Origin of the sequence: Parapusillimonas sp. JC17 (genome assembly GCF_052180245.1) — a bacterium.
Taxonomy (GTDB): domain Bacteria; phylum Pseudomonadota; class Gammaproteobacteria; order Burkholderiales; family Burkholderiaceae_B; genus Parapusillimonas.
Map to the genome: position 1 here is coordinate 2,401,723 of NZ_CP197474.1, position 17,814 is coordinate 2,419,536.

A 17,814-nucleotide genomic window follows, 5' to 3' on the forward strand; every position below is an offset into this window, starting at 1 on the left:
CCTACCTTCCTGTTCCAAACAATTTCTGCGCCTTGCGCAGGGCGTCGATCAAGGCCGCCACGTCGTCCAGCGTGTTATACGCGGCGAACGAGGCCCGCGCGGTGCCGGGTATGCCAAAGCGCGTCATGAGCGGCATGGCGCAATGGTGCCCGGCGCGTATGGCGACGCCTTCGGTGTCGAGTATGGTGCCCAGGTCGTGCGGATGAATACCGGCAACCACGAAAGACGCGATCCCGGCCTTTTGTCCGGCGGTACCGATCAACCTCACACCGGGCAAGGCCTGCAGCCCTTCCGTGGCGTGCTCGAGCAGGATGTGTTCGTGGTCGGCGATGGCCTCCAGGCCGACGCCCTGCACGTAGCGGATGGCGGCATCCATGCCGACCACGCCCGCGATGTTGGGCGTGCCCGCCTCGAAGCGCTGCGGCACATCGGCATAGGTGCTGCGTTCGAAGCTGACCGTATGGATCATGTCGCCGCCGCCCTGCCAGGGCGGCATGTCCTTGAGGATGTCGTAGCGGGCGTACAAGGCGCCTATACCGGTAGGGCCATACAGCTTATGGCCGGAGAAAACGTAGAAGTCGCAATCGAGCGCCTGTACGTCGACCACCTTGTGCGCCACCGCCTGCGCGCCGTCCACGAGCACCTTGGCGCCGGCTTCGTGGGCCAGGCGCGTCATTTCCTGAACGGGATTGATCGTGCCCAGGGCATTGGAGACATGAGCGATCGCCACCAGTCGCGTGCGCGGTCCCAGCAAGGCGCGGTAGTCTTCAAGACGAATCTCGCCGCTGTCGGTGACCGGTACCACCTTGATGGAGGCCCCCACCTGCTCGCACAGCATTTGCCACGGAACGATATTGGAGTGATGCTCCATGCCGGTCAGCACGATTTCATCGCCTTCCCCGATGGCGCCGCGCGCCCAGCTATGGGCGACCAGGTTGATGCCTTCGGTCGTCCCGCGCGTGAAGACGATCTCTTCGGGACGGGCGGCGTTCAATAGCTGGCGCACGCTTTGGCGGCCCTGTTCGTACAGGTCGGTCGAATGCTGCGAGAGCCAATGGACCCCGCGATGGATGTTGGCGTTCGACCGCTCGTAATAGCGGGTTTCCGCCTCGATGACCGCGGCGGGCTTCTGCGTGGTCGCGCCATTGTCCAGGTACACCAGCCTGCGGCCCTTGACGGGGTGCTGCAGGATGGGGAAATCGTCGCGCACGTCCAGCAGGACGGGTACGGAAGCGGCGGCGGGCGCGTTCATGAAAAGTCTCCCAGGGCGGCGCCACCGGGAACCAGCGACTGGATCGCGGCAACCACGCGCTGGCGCAGGAACTCGGGCTCGATGCGATGCACGGCCTCGGCGGCGAAAGCATAGGTCAGGACGTGCCGCGCATGCGCCTCATCCAGGCCGCGGGAACGCAGGTAGAACAAGCTGTCCGCATTGATCTGGCCGACAGTCGCGCCATGCGCGCACTTCACGTCGTCGGCATAGATTTCGAGTTCGGGACGGGCATCCGCCTTTGCCATGCGCGACAGCAGCAGGCTGTCGGAGCGCTGGACGGCGTCGGTCTTGTCGGCCCCTGGCGCAACCAGTATGCGTCCGCCGAACACGCCGCGCGCGTTGTCATCCAGCACGCCGCGGAAGAACTCGCGGCTGACGCCGAAGGGACGCGCATGGTCGATGACCGTGTGGTGGTCGACATGGCGGCGCCCGTCGACATAGTACAGGCCGTTGAGCAGCGTTTCGCAATGATCGCCATTGAAACGCGTCGCGATGTCGTGGCGCGCAAGGCGCGCACCGAACGACATGGAGTGCGAGTTATAGACCGAACCCTTGTCCTGTTCCGCATCGATGACCCCAAGGTGGAATGCCTGGGGGTCTTCCTGCTGGAGCTTCAAATGCGTGACATTGGCATCCGCCGCCAGCTTCAGCCGGGTAACGGCATTGGTCAGGCTCGCGCCGCTGCCCTGCCCCACATAGTGCTCGACGATGATTGCGTGGGATCCCGCCTCGGCCTGTATCAGATTGCGCGGAAAGCTGGCCGCGCCGGCGCTGGCGGAAATGAACAGCAGATGCACCGGCTGTTCGATCGACACGCCGCGGCCCAGCCGGATGAAGGCGCCATCGGACACGAAAGCGGTATTCAGCGCCTCGGTGGCGCTGCCGCGCTGCTCGTCGCCGAACAGGACTTCGACCAGATCTGGCGCGTCCGCCAACGCCTGGGACAGGCTGAGCAGTTCGGCCCCGGCGGGCAGCGCCTTGATGTCGGAAAGCTCCGGCACATAGCGTCCGTCGACGAAAACCATGCAATGGCTGTCTTCCGTCTGGCGCGATCGCGCCACGGTCTCTTTGACGGACGCCGGCTGCGCCGCCGCAAAGGATTGCTGCTCCAGCAAGGCCAGCGAAGTATGGTGCCAGTCTTCCAGCCGGGTCGTAGGCCAGCCTTCTTCGGCGAAACGATCCAGGGCGCGCTTGCGCATGGCGGCAAGCCAGGGCACGCCGGCACCCGTCAGGCTTTGCTCGCGCGCGGCAAAATCGGATACCCAGGTATCTATGGAACTCATGCTGCAGCCCCTTTCCCGGCTGCGCCTTCGCCAACCCATCCGTAGCCGCGCTCTTCGAGTTCGAGCGCCAATTCGCGCCCACCCGAACGGACGATGCGGCCGCCGGCCAGCACGTGCACGAAATCCGGAACGATGTAGTCGAGCAGGCGCTGGTAGTGGGTAATGACGATCAAGGCGCGGTCCGGGGAACGCAAGCGGTTCACGCCATCGGCCACGACCTTCAGCGCGTCGATGTCCAGTCCGGAGTCGGTTTCGTCGAGAATTGCCAGCTTTGGTTCGAGCAAGGTCATTTGAAGCACTTCATTGCGCTTTTTCTCGCCGCCGGAAAAGCCCTCATTGACGGATCGGTACAGGAATTCTTCCTTCATTCCGACCGCTTTCATTTCCTCTTTGACGCGCTTGATGAAATCCATGGCGTCCAGCTCGGGGAGGCCTTGGTGGCGCCGCGCCGCATTGACAGCGGTGCGCAGGAAATAGGCGTTGGACACGCCCGGGATCTCGATGGGATATTGAAAGGCCAGGAAAAGCCCCGCACGCGCGCGCTCCTCGATGGGCATGGACAGCAGGTCCTGCCCCATCCACTCCACCGAACCGCTTTCGACGACATAATCTTCACGTCCGGCCAGCACCTGCGACAAGGTGCTCTTGCCCGAACCGTTCGGACCCATGATGGCGTGCACCTCGCCGGCCTTCACTTCCAGGTTGAGGCCGCGCAAAATGGGCTTCTGTTCGACTCGGGCGTGCAAATCCTTGATACTCAGCATGACTACTTCTCCTTAACCTACGCTGCCTTCCAGACTTACGCCGAGCAGATTCTGTGCTTCGACCGCAAATTCCATGGGCAATTCCTTGAAAACTTCCTTGCAGAACCCGTTCACGATCATCGAGACGGCGTCTTCGGCCGACAGACCGCGCTGCATCGCATAAAAGAGCTGGTCTTCGCCGATGCGGGACGCAGTGGCTTCGTGCTCGACACTGGCCGTCGGGTTCTGGACTTCCATCGTCGGGAAGGTATGGGCGGCGCACTTGCTGCCGATCAGCAGCGAGTCGCACTGCGTGTAGTTGCGCGCGTTCTCGGCCTTGGGCGTGATGCGCACGAGCCCGCGGTAGGCGTTGCTGCCCCGTCCGGCCGAGATGCCTTTGGAAATGATCGTGCTGCGGGTGTTGCGCCCGATGTGTATCATTTTCGTGCCGGTATCGGCCTGCTGCATGTGATTGCTGAGCGCCACCGAGTAGAACTCGCCGATGGAATCGTCGCCGCGCAGGATGACGCTGGGGTACTTCCAGGTGATGGCCGAGCCGGTCTCGACCTGGGTCCAGGAAATACGCGAACGCGCGCCACGGCAGTCGCCGCGCTTGGTCACGAAGTTATAGATGCCGCCCTTGCCGTCCTTGTCGCCCGGATACCAGTTCTGTACCGTCGAGTACTTGATCTTGGCATCATCCAGCGCGACCAGCTCGACCACGGCGGCGTGGAGCTGGTTTTCATCGCGCATGGGCGCCGTACAGCCTTCCAGATAGCTGACGGACGCGCCTTCTTCGGCAATGATGAGCGTGCGTTCGAACTGACCGGTATTTTGCGCATTGATGCGGAAGTACGTGGACAGCTCCATGGGACATCGCACGCCCTTCGGAATGAAGACGAAGGACCCGTCGGAGAAAACAGCGGAATTCAATGCGGCATAGAAATTGTCGCCCGGGGGCACCACCGTGCCAAGATACTTGCGCACAAGATCCGGATGCTCTTTGACCGCTTCCGAGAACGAACAGAAAATGACGCCGACCTCGGCAAGCTGCTTGCGGAAAGTCGTGGCGACCGAAACCGAATCAAAAACGGCGTCGACCGCGACGCCGGCAAGACGCGCGCGCTCGTGCAAGGGAACGCCCAGCTTTTCGTAGGTGCGCAAGAGCTCCGGATCGACCTCGTCCAGGCTCTTGGGGCCATCGGCCTTGCTTTTGGGCGCGGAATAATAGCTGATGTCCTGGAAGTCGACAGGAGGGAAATGGACCTGCGCCCATTCCGGCGTCTTCATGGTCAGCCAGTGGCGGTACGCCGCCAGCCGCCACTCGAGCATGAACTCGGGCTCGCCTTTCTTGGCCGACAAAAGACGAATCGTGTCTTCAGACAGACCCTTGGGTATGGTGACCGATTCAATATCGGTGACGAACCCAGCGGAATACTCGCGATCGAGGAAAGACTCGATCGGGTCTGCGCCTGCTGGTTCGGTCAAAGAATTCATTTACGATGACTCCATGTCGTGGGGGAAGCCGCGACGGCTCTGGCGTTCGTTCCGGACGCCGGTCGCGTATTCAGAGAAAATTCGATGGGGGTGGCTGCGGGCACTATCATGTCGGCAATGCTGACGTCCTCGAGCGTTCGCCTGACGATGGCATTGATGCGCTGCCAATTCGTGCGGATATGACAGCCCGATTCGACACTACAGGCGCCCGGCAAAGCGGTGCATTCGGTCAAGCCGAAAGGCTGTTCTTCAAGAGCGTCTATAATGTCGGCGATACTGATCGATTCGGCCGGACGGCCGAGCATGTATCCGCCCCGCGCGCCCCGACTGCTTTTCACCAGTTCGCGCTGACCCAGCAGCTTGAGAATCTTACTGACGGTAGGCTGGCCCAGACCCAGGGTCGCCGCCAAGTCGGCCGCGCTGAACACGCGGTCTGGGCACCCTGCCATATGGGTCAGCACCAACGTGCCGTAATCGATGATTTTGCTGATGCGCAGCACCCGGCCGCCTCCATTCGAACAATAAGCATATAGTACTACTTTGGTACTATATAGGTCAAGCCGGGGTCGGATCAAGCTGGGGTCAGACCCCGTACGGGGTCTGACCCCTCAAGACACGCGCCAAAACCACAGCATCGGGTCGGACCCCGACGGGGTCTGGACCCTCATCCATCAATGCCGGCCTGCTGCAAGGCCCACATCTGCGCATAGCGTCCGTCCCGCTGCATCAGCTCGCGATGCGAGCCGGCCTCCAGCACCCGGCCCTGGTCGAGCACGATAATCTGGTCCGCGTCCACGACAGTCGAAAGCCGATGCGCGATGATCAGCGTCGTGCGGTCCCTGGCGATCTGGCCGAGCTCTTCCTGAATGGCGCGTTCCGTTCGCGTATCGAGTGCGCTGGTGGCTTCGTCGAAGACGAGTATGGGCGGATTCTTCAGCAGTGTACGGGCGATGGCCACGCGTTGCTTCTCGCCGCCCGACAGCTTCAGGCCGCGTTCGCCGACCTGGGTCTGGTACTGGTCGGGAAGACCCACGATGAATTCGTGGATGCGCGCGGCCTTGGCCGCCTGCACGATCTCTTCCTGCGTCGCGGCGGGATTTCCATAGGCGATGTTGTATAGAATCGTGTCGTTGAACAGCACGGTGTCCTGCGGAACGATGCCGATGTGCTGGCGCAAGCTGGCCTGGGTCCAGTCGCGCACGTCCGTGCCATTGATCTTGATCACGCCGCCGTCGACGTCGTAGAAGCGGAACATCAAGCGCGACAGGGTCGACTTGCCGGCGCCCGAAGCACCCACCACCGCCAGCGTTCCGCCGGGGGGAATGCGGAAGCTGACGTCGAAAAGGATTTGCCGCCGCGGTTCATAGCCGAAGTCGACATGCTCGAACTCGACGCTGGCCTGGCTGGTTTTCAAGCGACGGGCATCCGGCCTGTCGGCCACCTCCTGCCCCTCGTCCATGAGGGTGAACATGCGCTCCATGTCGGCCAGCGCATGCTTGATCTCGCGATACACAAAACCCAGGAAATTGAGAGGCGCGTAGAGCTGGGTCAGGTAGGCCGACACCAGCACCACGTCGCCCACCGACATGGTTTGCTTCACGACGCCGCTCGCCGACAGCCACAGCAGCAAGGTGATGCCCACCGTGATGATGACCCCCTGCCCCATGTTCAGAAAGCTCAACGAGACTTGGTTCTTGACGGCCGAGTCGACCCACTTGCCCAGGTTGCGGTCGTAGCGGTCGACCTCCCACCCCTCGTTTCCAAAGTACTTGACGGTCTCGTAGTTGATGAGCGCGTCGATCGCCTTGCTGTTGGCCTTGCTGTCCAGGTCATTCATGCTGCGCCGATACACCATGCGCCGTTCAGTGACCAGCAAGGTGAAGGCAACGTAGCACGCAATGGTGCCAAGGGTGACGATGGCGAAGGGCAGGTCGTAGCGCCACAGCAAAATAGCCGCCACCATGCCGATTTCGAGCAAGGTCGGCAAAATGTTGAAGACCATGAAGTTGAGCAGAAACCCGATTCCCTTGGTGCCGCGCTCGATATCGCGGCTCAGGCCGCCAGTCTGTCGCTGCATATGAAAGCGCAGCGACAATGCGAACAGATGCTGGAACAATTGCGCCGCGATTCTTCGGATCGAGCCCTGCGTGACCCGAGCAAACAGCGCATCGCGCAATTCTCCGAACACACTCGTCGCCAGACGGGCGAAGCCGTAGCCCAATAGCGCGGCAATAGGCAGGATAAGCAAAGTGCCGGGCAGGCTCAGCGCGTCGACGATACGCTTCAGATACAGCGGCAATATGACACTGGCCACTTTGGCGGCGACCAGACAGGTCAGCGCCGCGATCACCCTCCATTTGAACTGCCATACGAAAGGCAGCAAAGACTTGATGGTCTTCAGGTCGTTGCGATTGGAAGGTGCGGTGCCGCGATAGCTTGGTCTCATGCCGCATTGTACTTTGCGGCAGGAAGATCAACCTTGTCACAAAGACAGCTCCGCGCAAGGAAACAGCTAATACAATATGCCTTTCACCGGGTGTAGTCTGGAGCAGGCATGGCAGTATCCGACTTCGATTACGCGGCAGCGCTTCAGGCCTGCGCGCGCAACGATCAAAGTGCTTTTCGCAATCTGTACCAACACGAGGCGCCGCGCATTCTCGCGCTCGCCCTCAAGATGCTGGGCGAACGCAGCAGCGCCGAAGACCTTCTTCGCGACGCCTTCGTGCTGATCTGGAAAAACGCCGCCAGCTACGATCCCGCCACCGGGCCGGCGCGCGCCTGGATATACAGCATCGTCCGCTACCGCGCCCTGGGCAGGCTGCGCCAGCCGGGCCCGGTTCGCAATTCTTCGCCCGGCTGGATGGATCAACTGCCCGGCGACGACCAGCTTCGCGAATCAGACGACGACTTCTCACGCGCGCTGGCCGCATTGGATGCCACGCAACGGCGCGCCATGATGCTTGCCTATTTTCATGGGTGCACCTACGAGCAGATGCAAGCCCGCCTGAACACGCCGGCAAGCAGCATCAGGCAATCGCTGCAGGCCGGCCTGACTTCGTTGCGGGAGCGTCAGTACGCATGAGCAACACCACGCCTCAGAACGACATCCTGCTCGCCGAATACACGCTGGGCTTGCTGAATGCGCGTGAAACGCAGCAGGCGCATGCGCTGCTCGGGCAAAGCGACGACGCCGTCGCGACCGCGCTCGGCTGGGAAGAAAGCCTTTTGGCGCTTACCGACCTTCTGGCGCCGGTGGATCCATCTCCCCTCGTCTTGCAACGCATACAAACAAGCCTTGGACACGACACCACACCGCCGCCGTCCGCCCTGTATCGCAGGGTAGCCGGCGCGCCGTCCCGCCACGCGGCGCCCTCAGCTCCCGTTTCGCAAGCGCCGGCGCCGGCCACCGCTCCCGTCCAGCCGCCGGAAGCGCCCGCGATGTCCGCAGCGGCCGTCACGGCAACCGTGCCCATTGCCACCGCGGCGGCAGCCTCCATGGGCAGCGCTCGGACCGCGCCCGATCTTGCCGCCGCGACGGCCGCTGCCATGGCCGCGAAGCCGGCATCCTCTTCGGCGCCGGCCCAGAGCCCGCCCCGGGACATCCCGGAACGCACCGGCGATGCCGGACGCACGAAGAAAGACGGCAACATCTGGTTCTGGCGCCTGAGCACCGTGGTCTTTGCAGGCATTGCGCTGGCGCTCGGCCTGGCGCCGGCCAAGCCCTCCGCGCCGCCGGTGACCATACTCGAAGTTGCGCCGACCCAGGCGGCCGTACTGCAGGCGCCAGGGCATAGCTCGACCCCCGCCTGGGTCGTTACGATCGATCACCAGCAAAACGTCCACATGGTTCCTCAGGCCAATACCGACGTGCCGCCCGACGCCTCCGTGCAGCTCTGGACGCACACGGCAAGCATGCCTCAACCTCGATCCCTTGGCCTCATCGATCCGAACCGGCCGGTCACGGTGCCCGCCGAATTGATGGGCTCCGTGAGCGCGGGGCAAATTTTCGAAATGACGCTGGAACCACAAGGCGGGTCACGGGCAGCCGACCCGTCCGGACCTGTTCTTTATATAGGCCGCGTCGTGGCGCTGGGCGCCGCGCCGGCGGCCGTCAACACACCACCACGTTAACGGCCAGCCCGCCCCGCGAGGTTTCCTTGTATTTGCTGCGCATGTCCGCACCGGTCTGGCGCATGGTTTCAATGACGGCATCCAGGGAAACGTGGTGCGTGCCGTCGCCTTGCAGCGCCAGGCGGGCGGCGTTGATGGCCTTTACCGCGCCCATCGCGTTGCGTTCGATACAGGGAATCTGCACCAGTCCGCCGATGGGATCGCAGGTCAGTCCCAGATTATGCTCCATGCCGATCTCAGCGGCATTCTCGACCTGCCAGGGCGTGCCGCCCAGGACGGCGGCGAGCCCTGCCGCCGCCATCGAACAGGCCACGCCGACTTCGCCCTGGCAACCGACTTCCGCACCGGATATCGAAGCATTCTCTTTGTACAGAAAACCGACGGCTGCCGCCGTAAGCAGATAATCGACCACGCCGTCGTCGCTCCAGGCCGGAATGAAGGTCTGGTAGTAGCGCAGGACGGCAGGCACGAGGCCGGCGGCGCCATTGGTGGGCGCCGTCACGACGCGGCCGCCCGCCGCATTTTCCTCGTTGACCGCCATGGCGTACAGGTTTACCCATTCCATGGCGCGCAGGCCGTCGTTGTCGTCATTCCTGCGTTGCAGCTCTCGAAACAGCGCCGGTGCTCGCCGCCGAACCTTCAGCCCGCCGGGCAATGGCGCATCGGCCTGATCGTTGTCCAGTCCGCAGCCGCGGTCTATGCAGGCATTCATGACACCCGCAATCATGAGCAGGCGTTCCCGGACCTGCTCGATAGGCGCGAGCACGGCCTCGTTCGCCCGCATGATGTCCGCGATCGACAAGCCGCTGCTTGCGCAAAGCTGCAGCAGCCCCTTGCCCGTGGAGAAAGGGTAAGGCATGGGATCGTGCTGCGGCGTGCTTTCGTCGGTTTCAATGGTGTCCAGCGCCCGGATGAAGCCCCCTCCGATCGACACGTAGCGTTCAGCGCTCAGTTCGCCGCCGTCGTCGGCGAATGCGCGAAACCGCATGCCGTTCGGATGCTCGGACAGAGGACGTATGCGGTACGAGAAGGCGCGCTCTGGATTGAACGCGATGGGATGCACGCCCGCGACGGACAGGCTGCCGGTTCTGCGGACACCGGCAATGAGCGGGCCGATCCCGGAGGGCTCGACAGTATCGGGCGCGTGGCCCATCAGCCCCAGCATGATGCCGACATCCGTGGCGTGGCCTCTGCCCGTTTCGGCGAGCGAGCCATATAGATCGATCGACAGGGACGCGGTCCGGTCGAGCAGCTTCCTGTCGCGCAGATTGCGAACGAAATTGCGTGCGGCCCGCATCGGCCCGACCGTATGAGAACTGGACGGCCCGATGCCGACCTTGAAGATGTCAAATACCGAGAGTGTCATGTTGAAGCACCTGTAGTTCGTCCTCCGTGAATCCCGCGGCGCGCCGCGCCTCGAGATTGAACGGCCCGCGCAGGCGCGGCGCCCGATATGCGGCAGCCAGATGCTGGAATTCAGCCAGGGGATCCAGGCCGCGCTGCTCGCATAGATAACGATACCAGCGATTGCCGATGGATACATGACCGATTTCGTCCCTGAGGATGATATCGATGATGCGCGCCCCGGCATGATCGCCGACGCCGGCCAGCTTGTTCCTCACCAGGGGCGACGCGTCCAGGCCGCGCGCCTCCAGCGTGCGAGGCACGAGCGCCAATCGCGCAAGAAGGTCGTTGCGCGTGCGCTCCGCCATTTCCCACAGGCCGTCATGCGCCGGCATGTCGCCGTAGGCATAGCCCAGGTCGGTCAGATGCGAACTCAATAAGCTGTAGTGGTGGGCCTCCTCGCGGGCGACCCGGGCCCAATCGAGATAAAACTGCGCGGGCATGCTCGGAAAACGCCAGAGGATGTCCAGGGCCAGGTTGATCGCGTTGAACTCGATATGAGCGAGTGAATGAATCAGGGCCGCCCTGCCCTCGGGGCTGCCCATGGAACGTGTCTTGACCTTCTGCGGTTCCACCAGTTGCGGCCGGGCCGGGCGCCCCGGCACGCCGTTCCGGCACGCCAGGACCTCGTCTTCGCCAATCGGCCCGTTATCGGACAGCCGGGCGACGGCCTGGACTTTGCATTGCGGATCGGCCGCCAGCAGGGCCTGCAGGGCAAGATTGCGTAAGGTATGGTTTTGCATGGGGAGATTCTAGCCCCCGGCCGTGGTTCAGGACTTGGATGAAGTCCAGCGCACCGCCCCTTGCATGGACGTCAGGGCCTCCATCGGTGCGTTTTCCCGGAATTCGCTGGGCCAGACGCCCACGTACTCCCGGAAGGCGTTCGAGAAGTTGGCCGCGCAGGAAAAGCCCACCTCGCGTGCGATGGACTCCAGGCCCAGCGAGGTCTGGACCAGCAGACGCTGAGCCTTCCGCATGCGTTCTTCGCGCAGGAATCCGGCCACCGTCAGGCCGAGTGAACTCTTGAAGACTTCCGTCAGGCGATACTTGGTCACGCCGAACGCGGCGGCGACCTCTTCCAGCTTGGGAGGATTGGACAATCTGGATGCCAGGAGCTGTTTGGCGTACGACAGCAACAATTGATCACTCAAATCGCCGGACGCTTGAGTACGGTATACAGGACACATATACCTTCAACTCTAGGTACCATGCGCCCGTTTGTCCAAGCGTTTCCGCCGGCCTTGACGATTGTTGACTTTATCGCCGGCGGATGGGGGGCTTGTGTCTCAGGAAAGCTGCAGTCCGCCCTGCCCCGCTTCTTTGGAGGGTTGCGGTTCGAGAGCCTCGCCGAGCATGTCGCGCAGTTGCGCAAGATCGCTGCGCAAGCCTTGCAGTTCGGACGCGCTCAAGCGGACGGCGGCATCCTGATCGCGTGGCACGTCATTCAGGTCGCCCAGTCGATTCCGGGCTCCGCTGATGGTGAAGCCCTGTTCGTAAAGCAGATCGCGGATACGGCGGATGAGCAGCACTTCATGATGCTGGTAATAACGGCGGTTGCCTCGACGCTTGACCGGTTTGAGCTGAGTGAACTCCTGCTCCCAGTAGCGTAAGACATGGGGCTTGACGCCGCATAGCTCGCTGACTTCACCGATGGTGAAATAGCGCTTGGCAGGAATGGGAGGCAATGTAACGGAAGTTTCGCTTGTACTCATGTGCAGATTGTATGCCGTTCAAAAGACTACGAATAAAACGGAGACCGGCTTGCTGGCGCCGCCGCCCGGACCTTTGCTCATTCAGTGTCTGTGGGTGCCCTTCCGGCCGTTTCCACCACGCTCTTGAGCTTCTGGCTGGCATGGAAAGTCACGACGCGGCGCGCTGCGATGGGTATGACTTCGCCTGTCTTGGGATTGCGTCCCGGACGGGGAGGCTTGTCGCGGACCTGGAAATTTCCGAAGCCGGACAGCTTGACTTCGATGCCGCGGGCAAGCGATTCGCGAATTTCCTCGAAGAAGGTATCGACGATGTCCTTGGCTTCGCGCTTGTTCAGGCCTACGCGGTCGAACAGGAGCTCAGCCAGCTCCGCTTTGGTCAGGGTACGATCCGGATTCATAATCAATCGAGCTCCTCAAGTGCGCAGGCGTACGCCGTGGGCGCCCACCAGCGCTTCAAGCAGCAATGAAATGCACTGTTCGACGGTGGCGTCGTCGAGCGTGGCTTCGCGATCCTGGAGCCAGAAGCGGAAAGCCATGCTTTTCTCTGGGGTTTGGGCGGACTTGTCACGCCAGACGTCGAACAGCCTAATGTCTTTGACGATACCAAGATTAGCATTAGTTTGAATCGTACGGGTAAGTGTACCGAACAAATCCTGATAAGAGACGCTATCGGGCGCCCATACGGCCAGGTCGCGGATGACCACCGGCTGCCGCGAGACCTCGGTTGGAACGGGCAGGGGCACGGTCGAAATGGCCTCGACATCGACCTCGAATACCACCGGGGAGTGCGGCAGGTCGTTCTGCTGGGCCCAGCGAGGATGCAGCTCGCCCAGCCAGCCCATGGGCCGCCCGTCGAGTTCCAGGCGCGCCGACCGCCCCGGATGAAGCGCCGGATGAGAAGCGGGAACGCAGCGCAAGCGGGGCGCGAGCACGCCAAGCAGGCTTTCCAGGTCGCGCTTGACATCAAAGAAGTCCACGGGCCGGGCAGCGATGCCCCACTGCTCGTCGACCGCAGGGCCCCAGGCGGCGGCGGCCAGATATTGCGGCTGGCTCACACCTGCCACCGCCAGGTCGCCATCGGCAACGCCGGCGTCGCGCGTGAACACGCGGCCGAGTTCGAAGACCCGCACACGGCTTTGCTTGCGGTTCGCGTTATGGACGATGTTGGCCACCAGCCCGCCGATCAGGCTGGAGCGCATGACCGCCAACTGGCTGGCGATGGGGTTCACCAGCCGGATGGGGTCGGTGTTGCCGGCGTAGTCGCGCTCCCAGGCTTCCTCGACAAAGGAAAAGTTGATGACTTCCTGATAGTCGAGGCCGGCCAGGCGGGCGCGCAACGCATGCGGTCCCTGCAAGGTTTCGGGCTGCATCCGCATCTTGGCGCGTGCCCGAGGGGGAATGTCGGGGATGCGCTCGAAGCCGTAAACGCGGGCGACCTCTTCGATCAGATCTTCTTCGATGAAGAGATCGAAGCGGTACGAAGGCGGGGTCACGACGAACACATCGCCGTCTTCGATCCGGCATGGCAGGCCCAGGCTGGTGAAGATACGCTCGACCTCATCCCTGGAAACCGGAACCCCCAGGACGCGATGGCAACGGTCCAGACGCATCCGGACCGGTTCGCGCGTGGGAAGATTGACGGTCTGATCGTCCAGCGGACCGGCCTGGCCGCCGCAGATATCGATCAGCAGACGGGTCGTGAGTTCGAGGTGCTCGGTGATCGACGCGAAATCGACGCCGCGCTCGAAGCGATGGCTGGCTTCGGAGCTGAATTTGTACCGGCGCGCCCTTCCCATGATGGCTTCGGGCCACCAGAAGGCGCCTTCCAGATATACGTCTGTGGTGTCCAGTGTGACGGCGGTGGCCTCGCCGCCCATGATGCCCGCCATGCTCTCGACGACATCGCCCGCGCAGATGACGCCGACGTCCGGCGCCAAGTCGACGAACTGGCCGCTCAGGAGCTCCAGGCGCTCGCCTTCGCGCGCCCAGCGGACCGTCAGGCCGCCCTGTATGCGCTGCAGGTCGAATACGTGCGTGGGACGTCCCAGTTCGAGCATGACGTAGTTGGAGATATCCACCAGCGCGGAAACAGAGCGCTGGCCCGCGCGCTCCAGGCGCGATTTCATCCATGCCGGCGTCTGGGCTCTGGCATTCACGCCGCGGATGATTCTGCCGCAAAAGCGCCCGCACAAATCCGGCGCCTGGATATCGACGGGCAGCCGATCCTGCAAGGTGACGGGAACGGGATCGAAGCGCGGCAAAGACAGCGGCGCCCCGGTCAATGCGGAGACTTCGCGCGCCACGCCCAGGATGGACAGGCAGTCCGCGCGATTCGGCGTCAGCTTGAGCTCGAACACCGTGTCGTCCAGGTCGAGCGCATCGCGAAGCGAGGCGCCAACGGGAGCATCATCGCCAAGCACCAGCAGGCCGGCATGATCCTGCGACAGCCCCAATTCGCGCGCCGAACACAGCATGCCGGCCGATTCGACGCCGCGCATCTTGGCCGTGCCGATTTTCATTCCACCGGGCAGTTCCGCGCCCACGCGCGCCAGCGGCACCTTGATGCCGGCCGCCGCATTGGGCGCACCGCATACGATCTGCAGCAAGGCGCCCGAGCCGTCGTCCACTTGGCAGACCCTGAGCTTGTCCGCATTGGGATGCGGGGCGATTTCTTTGATGTGGGCCACCACGACGCCGCTGAATGGAGGCGCCGCGGGCGTCGTGCCCTCGACCTCCAGGCCCGCCATGGTGAGACGGTGCGCGAGGGCATCGGTATCGAGGTCCGGATTGGCAAAAGCGCGCAGCCACGATTCTGGAAATAGCATAATTTACTCGTCGGATTCGGTGTCGGAGGACTAGGCCTGTTAACGCAAAAAGCTAGACGGCAGTGGCCCTAGCGGTTGAACTGGCGCAGGAAGCGCAGATCGCCTTCGAAAAACTGGCGCAGGTCGTTCACGCCGTAGCGCAGCATGGTCAGTCGCTCAAGGCCGGAGCCGAAAGCAAAGCCGATATAGCGTTCGGGATCCAGCCCGAAATTGCGCACGACTTGCGGATGCACCTGGCCTGAACCGGAAATTTCCAGCCAACGCCCCTGGTTGGGGCCCGAGGTGAACATCATGTCGATCTCGGCCGAGGGCTCGGTGAAGGGGAAGAAGGACGGCCGGAAACGTACCGACAGATCGTCCGTTTCAAAGAACTCGCGCAGGAAATCCGTATAGACGCCCTTGAGATCGGCGAAGGAAATGTCTTCCGCGATCCACAGCCCTTCGACTTGGTGGAACATGGGCGAATGCGTGGCATCGCTGTCGACGCGATAGGTGCGCCCCGGAGCAATGACCTTGATCGGCGGCTGATTCATGCGCGCATAGCGCACCTGCATCGGGCTGGTGTGGGTGCGCAGCAGCAGGGGCAGGCCCTGGGCGTCTTGCATGTCCACGTAGAAAGTGTCCTGCATGGAACGCGCCGGATGGTTCTCCGGGTTGTTCAACGCAGTGAAATTGGTCCAGTCGTTTTCGATCTCGGGGCCGTCGGCCACGTCGAAACCGATGGACCGGAAGATGGCCTCGACACGCTGCCAGGTCTGGATGACCGGGTGTATCCCGCCGATTCCGCGACCGCGTCCGGGCAAGGTGACGTCGATGGTTTCGGACGCCAGGCGCCGATCGAGCTGGGCCTGCGCCAACTCGGCGCGGCGCTCGTTGAGCAGGTTTTCGACTTGCTGCTTCAGTTGGTTGATCCGGGCGCCTTCCGCCTTTTTTTGTTCGGGCGCCAACTGGGCCAGGCCTTTCATCATCGCCGTCAGGGCGCCCTGCTTTCCAAGAAAGCGGGCCTTGGCGTTTTCGAGGGCGGCCGCATCGCCCGCCTGGGCGAACTGTTCTTTTGCCTGAACGATCAGGTCATCCACTGAAGAAGTCATATATCGCTTTTCCAAATGCAAACGGAGCCCGACAGAGCCCCGTTCACAATAATACAGAATCGAAATCGATCAGGCTGCCAAAGCGGACTTGGCTTGCGCAACTACGGCTGCAAAGCCGGCCTTATCGTTGACGGCCATGTCGGCCAACACTTTGCGATCCAGTTCGATCGAGGCTTTCTTCGTGCCTGCGATGAACACACTGTATGTGATACCCAGTTCGCGGCATGCCGCGTTGATACGGGTGATCCACAAGGCGCGGAAGGTGCGCTTCTTGTTGCGGCGGTCGCGGTAGGCATATTGCCCTGCGCGCATGACCGCCTGTTTGGCGATGCGAAAGACATTACCGCGGCGGCCGCGATAGCCTTTGGCAGCTTTGATGACTTTTTTGTGGCGGGCGCGAGCGGTAACGCCGCGTTTTACGCGTGGCATAGTAGATCTCCGTTAATCAAGCGAAAGGCAACATTGCCTTGACCGATGCGACGTCTGAATCGTGCACAGCGGCAGAACCGCGCAGTTGGCGCTTGTTCTTGGTTGTTTTCTTGGTGAGGATGTGGCGCTTGAACGCCTGGCCCCGCTTGATGGAACCACTACCACGAACCTTAAAGCGCTTTGCGGCGCCTTTTTTGGTTTTCATCTTAGGCATGATGTAACTCTGTGATTGGTGAACCCGGGTGGCCGCCAAACCTGCTGGCAACGCTTGCACGACCCAAAATCCACTTATTGATTGAACCAGCAAAACCCCGATGCTTGCCGCAACAAGACCCTACTGGCCATGAGCTTTCCAGTAACGGTGAACGTTTCTAGGAAAAGCCCTTGATTATACGACGGAATTTAAAGTTTTGTCTAATGCGGTGAGGGGTCGGACCCCGGATCCGTGCCAGGGGTCAGACCCCGTACGGGGTCTGACCCCTCAACTCGTTAGAACGCTTTGGACAGGTTCAACACCACGGCGGACCGGCCCATGTATTTTCCCCTGCTGTTTGTGTAGAGGTCGCGGTCGGCGTTGGTGTCCACGTAGGCGATGCCGGTTGAAAAGCCGGCCCCCCAATCCTTGGTAACGCCCAGGGACCAGTCCGTATAAGACCCGTCTTCCAGGTTCCGGACTTTTTGATAGCCCACGTGGGCATCCAGCGTCAGCCCCCAGAACCCGGTCTCGAAGCTGCCGCTCAGGTCGTAGTACTGGCTGTTGCGAGAATCCGCGACACCAAACAGATTGGTGACAGCATGGGAATATTTGAAGGTCACCGGCCCATACCCCAAACCCAGATACAGCTCGGTCGTATGGGGCTTGGTATAGCCGTCCGGATAGCTTCCGGGGTAGCGATAATGGATGGCGCCCAGATCCACCGAGAACTGCTCGCCGAGCGGGAACTTGTAGCCTCCGTAGAAATCCATCTCGACCGCCGACGACACATCCGGATCAGAATCGGAGAGCCAGCTGATGCTGGAGTTCCAGTTGCCCAGATAGAATCCGCTTTCGTGCTCGATGTCGAAACCGCCCTGTATCGCCGGCCGGTTGTTGGTCTGCATGATTCCGCGGTAGCGGTATTGGCTGGCGACGGACAGATTGGCGCTCACGCTGAAGGCGGAAGGCGATGAAGGGGCGGCAGCTTGCTGCGCATGGGCCTGCGCCAAACCGGAACCCAGCAAAATCATGGAAACGGCACTGAATCGAAGCATGGAGACTCTCCTTGAGGGGCGTGAACGGAAACGACGGGTATGTTTCCAAACGCAAAGGCCATGCCAGTTTCAAGCCGTCCTGCCATGCCTTCGACGATCCATGATGGTGCGTCGAGCATGCATTCGCCCCGGATGGGGCACATCGCGGTGCATTTGACCGAATGGGGTCAGACCC

General features: G+C 62.2%; 18 protein-coding genes. 2 read left to right on the plus strand and 16 right to left on the minus strand.

Going from position 1 to position 17,814, the window contains the following annotated elements:
• Position 1 precedes the first annotated feature (1 nt).
• From ACSBPU_RS11550 to ACSBPU_RS11575, 6 genes are all read right to left on the minus strand, one after another.
• Positions 2 to 1,252, minus strand: a complete 1,251-nt coding sequence (locus tag ACSBPU_RS11550) for a SufS family cysteine desulfurase (RefSeq protein ID WP_442592286.1) — start codon at positions 1,250 to 1,252, stop codon at positions 2 to 4.
• Positions 1,249 to 2,556 carry a Fe-S cluster assembly protein SufD gene (sufD, locus tag ACSBPU_RS11555; protein ID WP_442592287.1) on the minus strand — a complete coding sequence of 436 codons (1,308 nt, stop codon included), beginning with the start codon at positions 2,554 to 2,556 and terminating at the stop codon, positions 1,249 to 1,251. The genes ACSBPU_RS11550 and sufD overlap by 4 nt, the downstream gene beginning before the upstream one ends.
• Positions 2,553 to 3,320 carry a Fe-S cluster assembly ATPase SufC gene (sufC, locus tag ACSBPU_RS11560; protein ID WP_180071341.1) on the minus strand — a complete coding sequence of 256 codons (768 nt, stop codon included), beginning with the start codon at positions 3,318 to 3,320 and terminating at the stop codon, positions 2,553 to 2,555. Before sufC ends, sufD begins: the two co-directional genes overlap by 4 nt.
• Before the next feature lie 12 nt (positions 3,321 to 3,332).
• On the minus strand, positions 3,333 to 4,796 hold the full coding sequence (gene sufB / locus ACSBPU_RS11565; protein WP_180071340.1) for a Fe-S cluster assembly protein SufB: 1,464 nt from the start codon (positions 4,794 to 4,796) through the stop codon (positions 3,333 to 3,335).
• Complete coding sequence (locus ACSBPU_RS11570; RefSeq protein ID WP_180071339.1) at positions 4,793 to 5,296, minus strand: SUF system Fe-S cluster assembly regulator; 504 nt, start codon at positions 5,294 to 5,296, stop codon at positions 4,793 to 4,795. Before ACSBPU_RS11570 ends, sufB begins: the two co-directional genes overlap by 4 nt.
• A gap of 164 nt (positions 5,297 to 5,460) precedes the next feature.
• On the minus strand, positions 5,461 to 7,242 hold the full coding sequence (locus ACSBPU_RS11575; RefSeq protein WP_442592288.1) for an ABCB family ABC transporter ATP-binding protein/permease: 1,782 nt from the start codon (positions 7,240 to 7,242) through the stop codon (positions 5,461 to 5,463).
• 108 nt (positions 7,243 to 7,350) lie between these two features.
• On the opposite strand from ACSBPU_RS11575, the gene ACSBPU_RS11580 reads away from it, so the two are divergent.
• Together ACSBPU_RS11580 and ACSBPU_RS11585 are read left to right on the plus strand one after the other, a co-directional pair.
• Entirely contained in the window at positions 7,351 to 7,878 is a 528-nt protein-coding gene (locus tag ACSBPU_RS11580; RefSeq protein ID WP_180071337.1) for a sigma-70 family RNA polymerase sigma factor, read from the plus strand.
• Complete coding sequence (locus tag ACSBPU_RS11585; RefSeq protein ID WP_442592289.1) at positions 7,875 to 8,927, plus strand: anti-sigma factor domain-containing protein; 1,053 nt, start codon at positions 7,875 to 7,877, stop codon at positions 8,925 to 8,927. Before ACSBPU_RS11580 ends, ACSBPU_RS11585 begins: the two co-directional genes overlap by 4 nt.
• Here the strand turns inward: ACSBPU_RS11585 and ACSBPU_RS11590 are convergent.
• The 10 genes from ACSBPU_RS11590 to ACSBPU_RS11635 form a co-directional block, all read right to left on the minus strand.
• Positions 8,908 to 10,293: an L-serine ammonia-lyase gene (locus ACSBPU_RS11590; protein ID WP_442592290.1), complete on the minus strand. Its 1,386-nt coding sequence runs from the start codon at positions 10,291 to 10,293 to the stop codon at positions 8,908 to 8,910. The two genes, ACSBPU_RS11585 and ACSBPU_RS11590, sit on opposite strands and share 20 nt — an antisense overlap.
• The gene (locus ACSBPU_RS11595; protein WP_442592291.1) at positions 10,274 to 11,074 is read right to left on the minus strand and encodes a ferritin-like domain-containing protein; all 801 of its coding nucleotides are present in this window, start codon (positions 11,072 to 11,074) and stop codon (positions 10,274 to 10,276) included. The genes ACSBPU_RS11590 and ACSBPU_RS11595 overlap by 20 nt, the downstream gene beginning before the upstream one ends.
• A 27-nt stretch (positions 11,075 to 11,101) precedes the next feature.
• Positions 11,102 to 11,482: a helix-turn-helix transcriptional regulator gene (locus ACSBPU_RS11600; RefSeq protein WP_442592292.1), complete on the minus strand. Its 381-nt coding sequence runs from the start codon at positions 11,480 to 11,482 to the stop codon at positions 11,102 to 11,104.
• Positions 11,483 to 11,617: 135 nt separating this feature from the next.
• A complete protein-coding gene (locus ACSBPU_RS11605) occupies positions 11,618 to 12,043 on the minus strand; it encodes a MerR family transcriptional regulator (RefSeq protein WP_442592293.1) in 426 nt (141 codons plus the stop codon).
• 77 nt (positions 12,044 to 12,120) lie between these two features.
• Entirely contained in the window at positions 12,121 to 12,441 is a 321-nt protein-coding gene (locus tag ACSBPU_RS11610; RefSeq protein WP_180071331.1) for an integration host factor subunit alpha, read from the minus strand.
• A 15-nt stretch (positions 12,442 to 12,456) separates the two neighbouring features.
• The gene (gene pheT / locus ACSBPU_RS11615) at positions 12,457 to 14,868 is read right to left on the minus strand and encodes a phenylalanine--tRNA ligase subunit beta (RefSeq protein WP_442592294.1); all 2,412 of its coding nucleotides are present in this window, start codon (positions 14,866 to 14,868) and stop codon (positions 12,457 to 12,459) included.
• 68 nt (positions 14,869 to 14,936) lie between these two features.
• A complete protein-coding gene (gene pheS, locus ACSBPU_RS11620; protein WP_180071329.1) occupies positions 14,937 to 15,959 on the minus strand; it encodes a phenylalanine--tRNA ligase subunit alpha in 1,023 nt (340 codons plus the stop codon).
• A gap of 69 nt (positions 15,960 to 16,028) precedes the next feature.
• Positions 16,029 to 16,388, minus strand: coding sequence for a 50S ribosomal protein L20 (rplT, locus tag ACSBPU_RS11625; protein ID WP_180071328.1), 360 nt, complete (start codon positions 16,386 to 16,388; stop codon positions 16,029 to 16,031).
• 16 nt (positions 16,389 to 16,404) lie between these two features.
• A complete protein-coding gene (gene rpmI / locus ACSBPU_RS11630; protein WP_180071327.1) occupies positions 16,405 to 16,602 on the minus strand; it encodes a 50S ribosomal protein L35 in 198 nt (65 codons plus the stop codon).
• A gap of 275 nt (positions 16,603 to 16,877) precedes the next feature.
• Positions 16,878 to 17,639 carry a TorF family putative porin gene (locus ACSBPU_RS11635; RefSeq protein WP_442592295.1) on the minus strand — a complete coding sequence of 254 codons (762 nt, stop codon included), beginning with the start codon at positions 17,637 to 17,639 and terminating at the stop codon, positions 16,878 to 16,880.
• Positions 17,640 to 17,814: the final 175 nt, after the last annotated feature.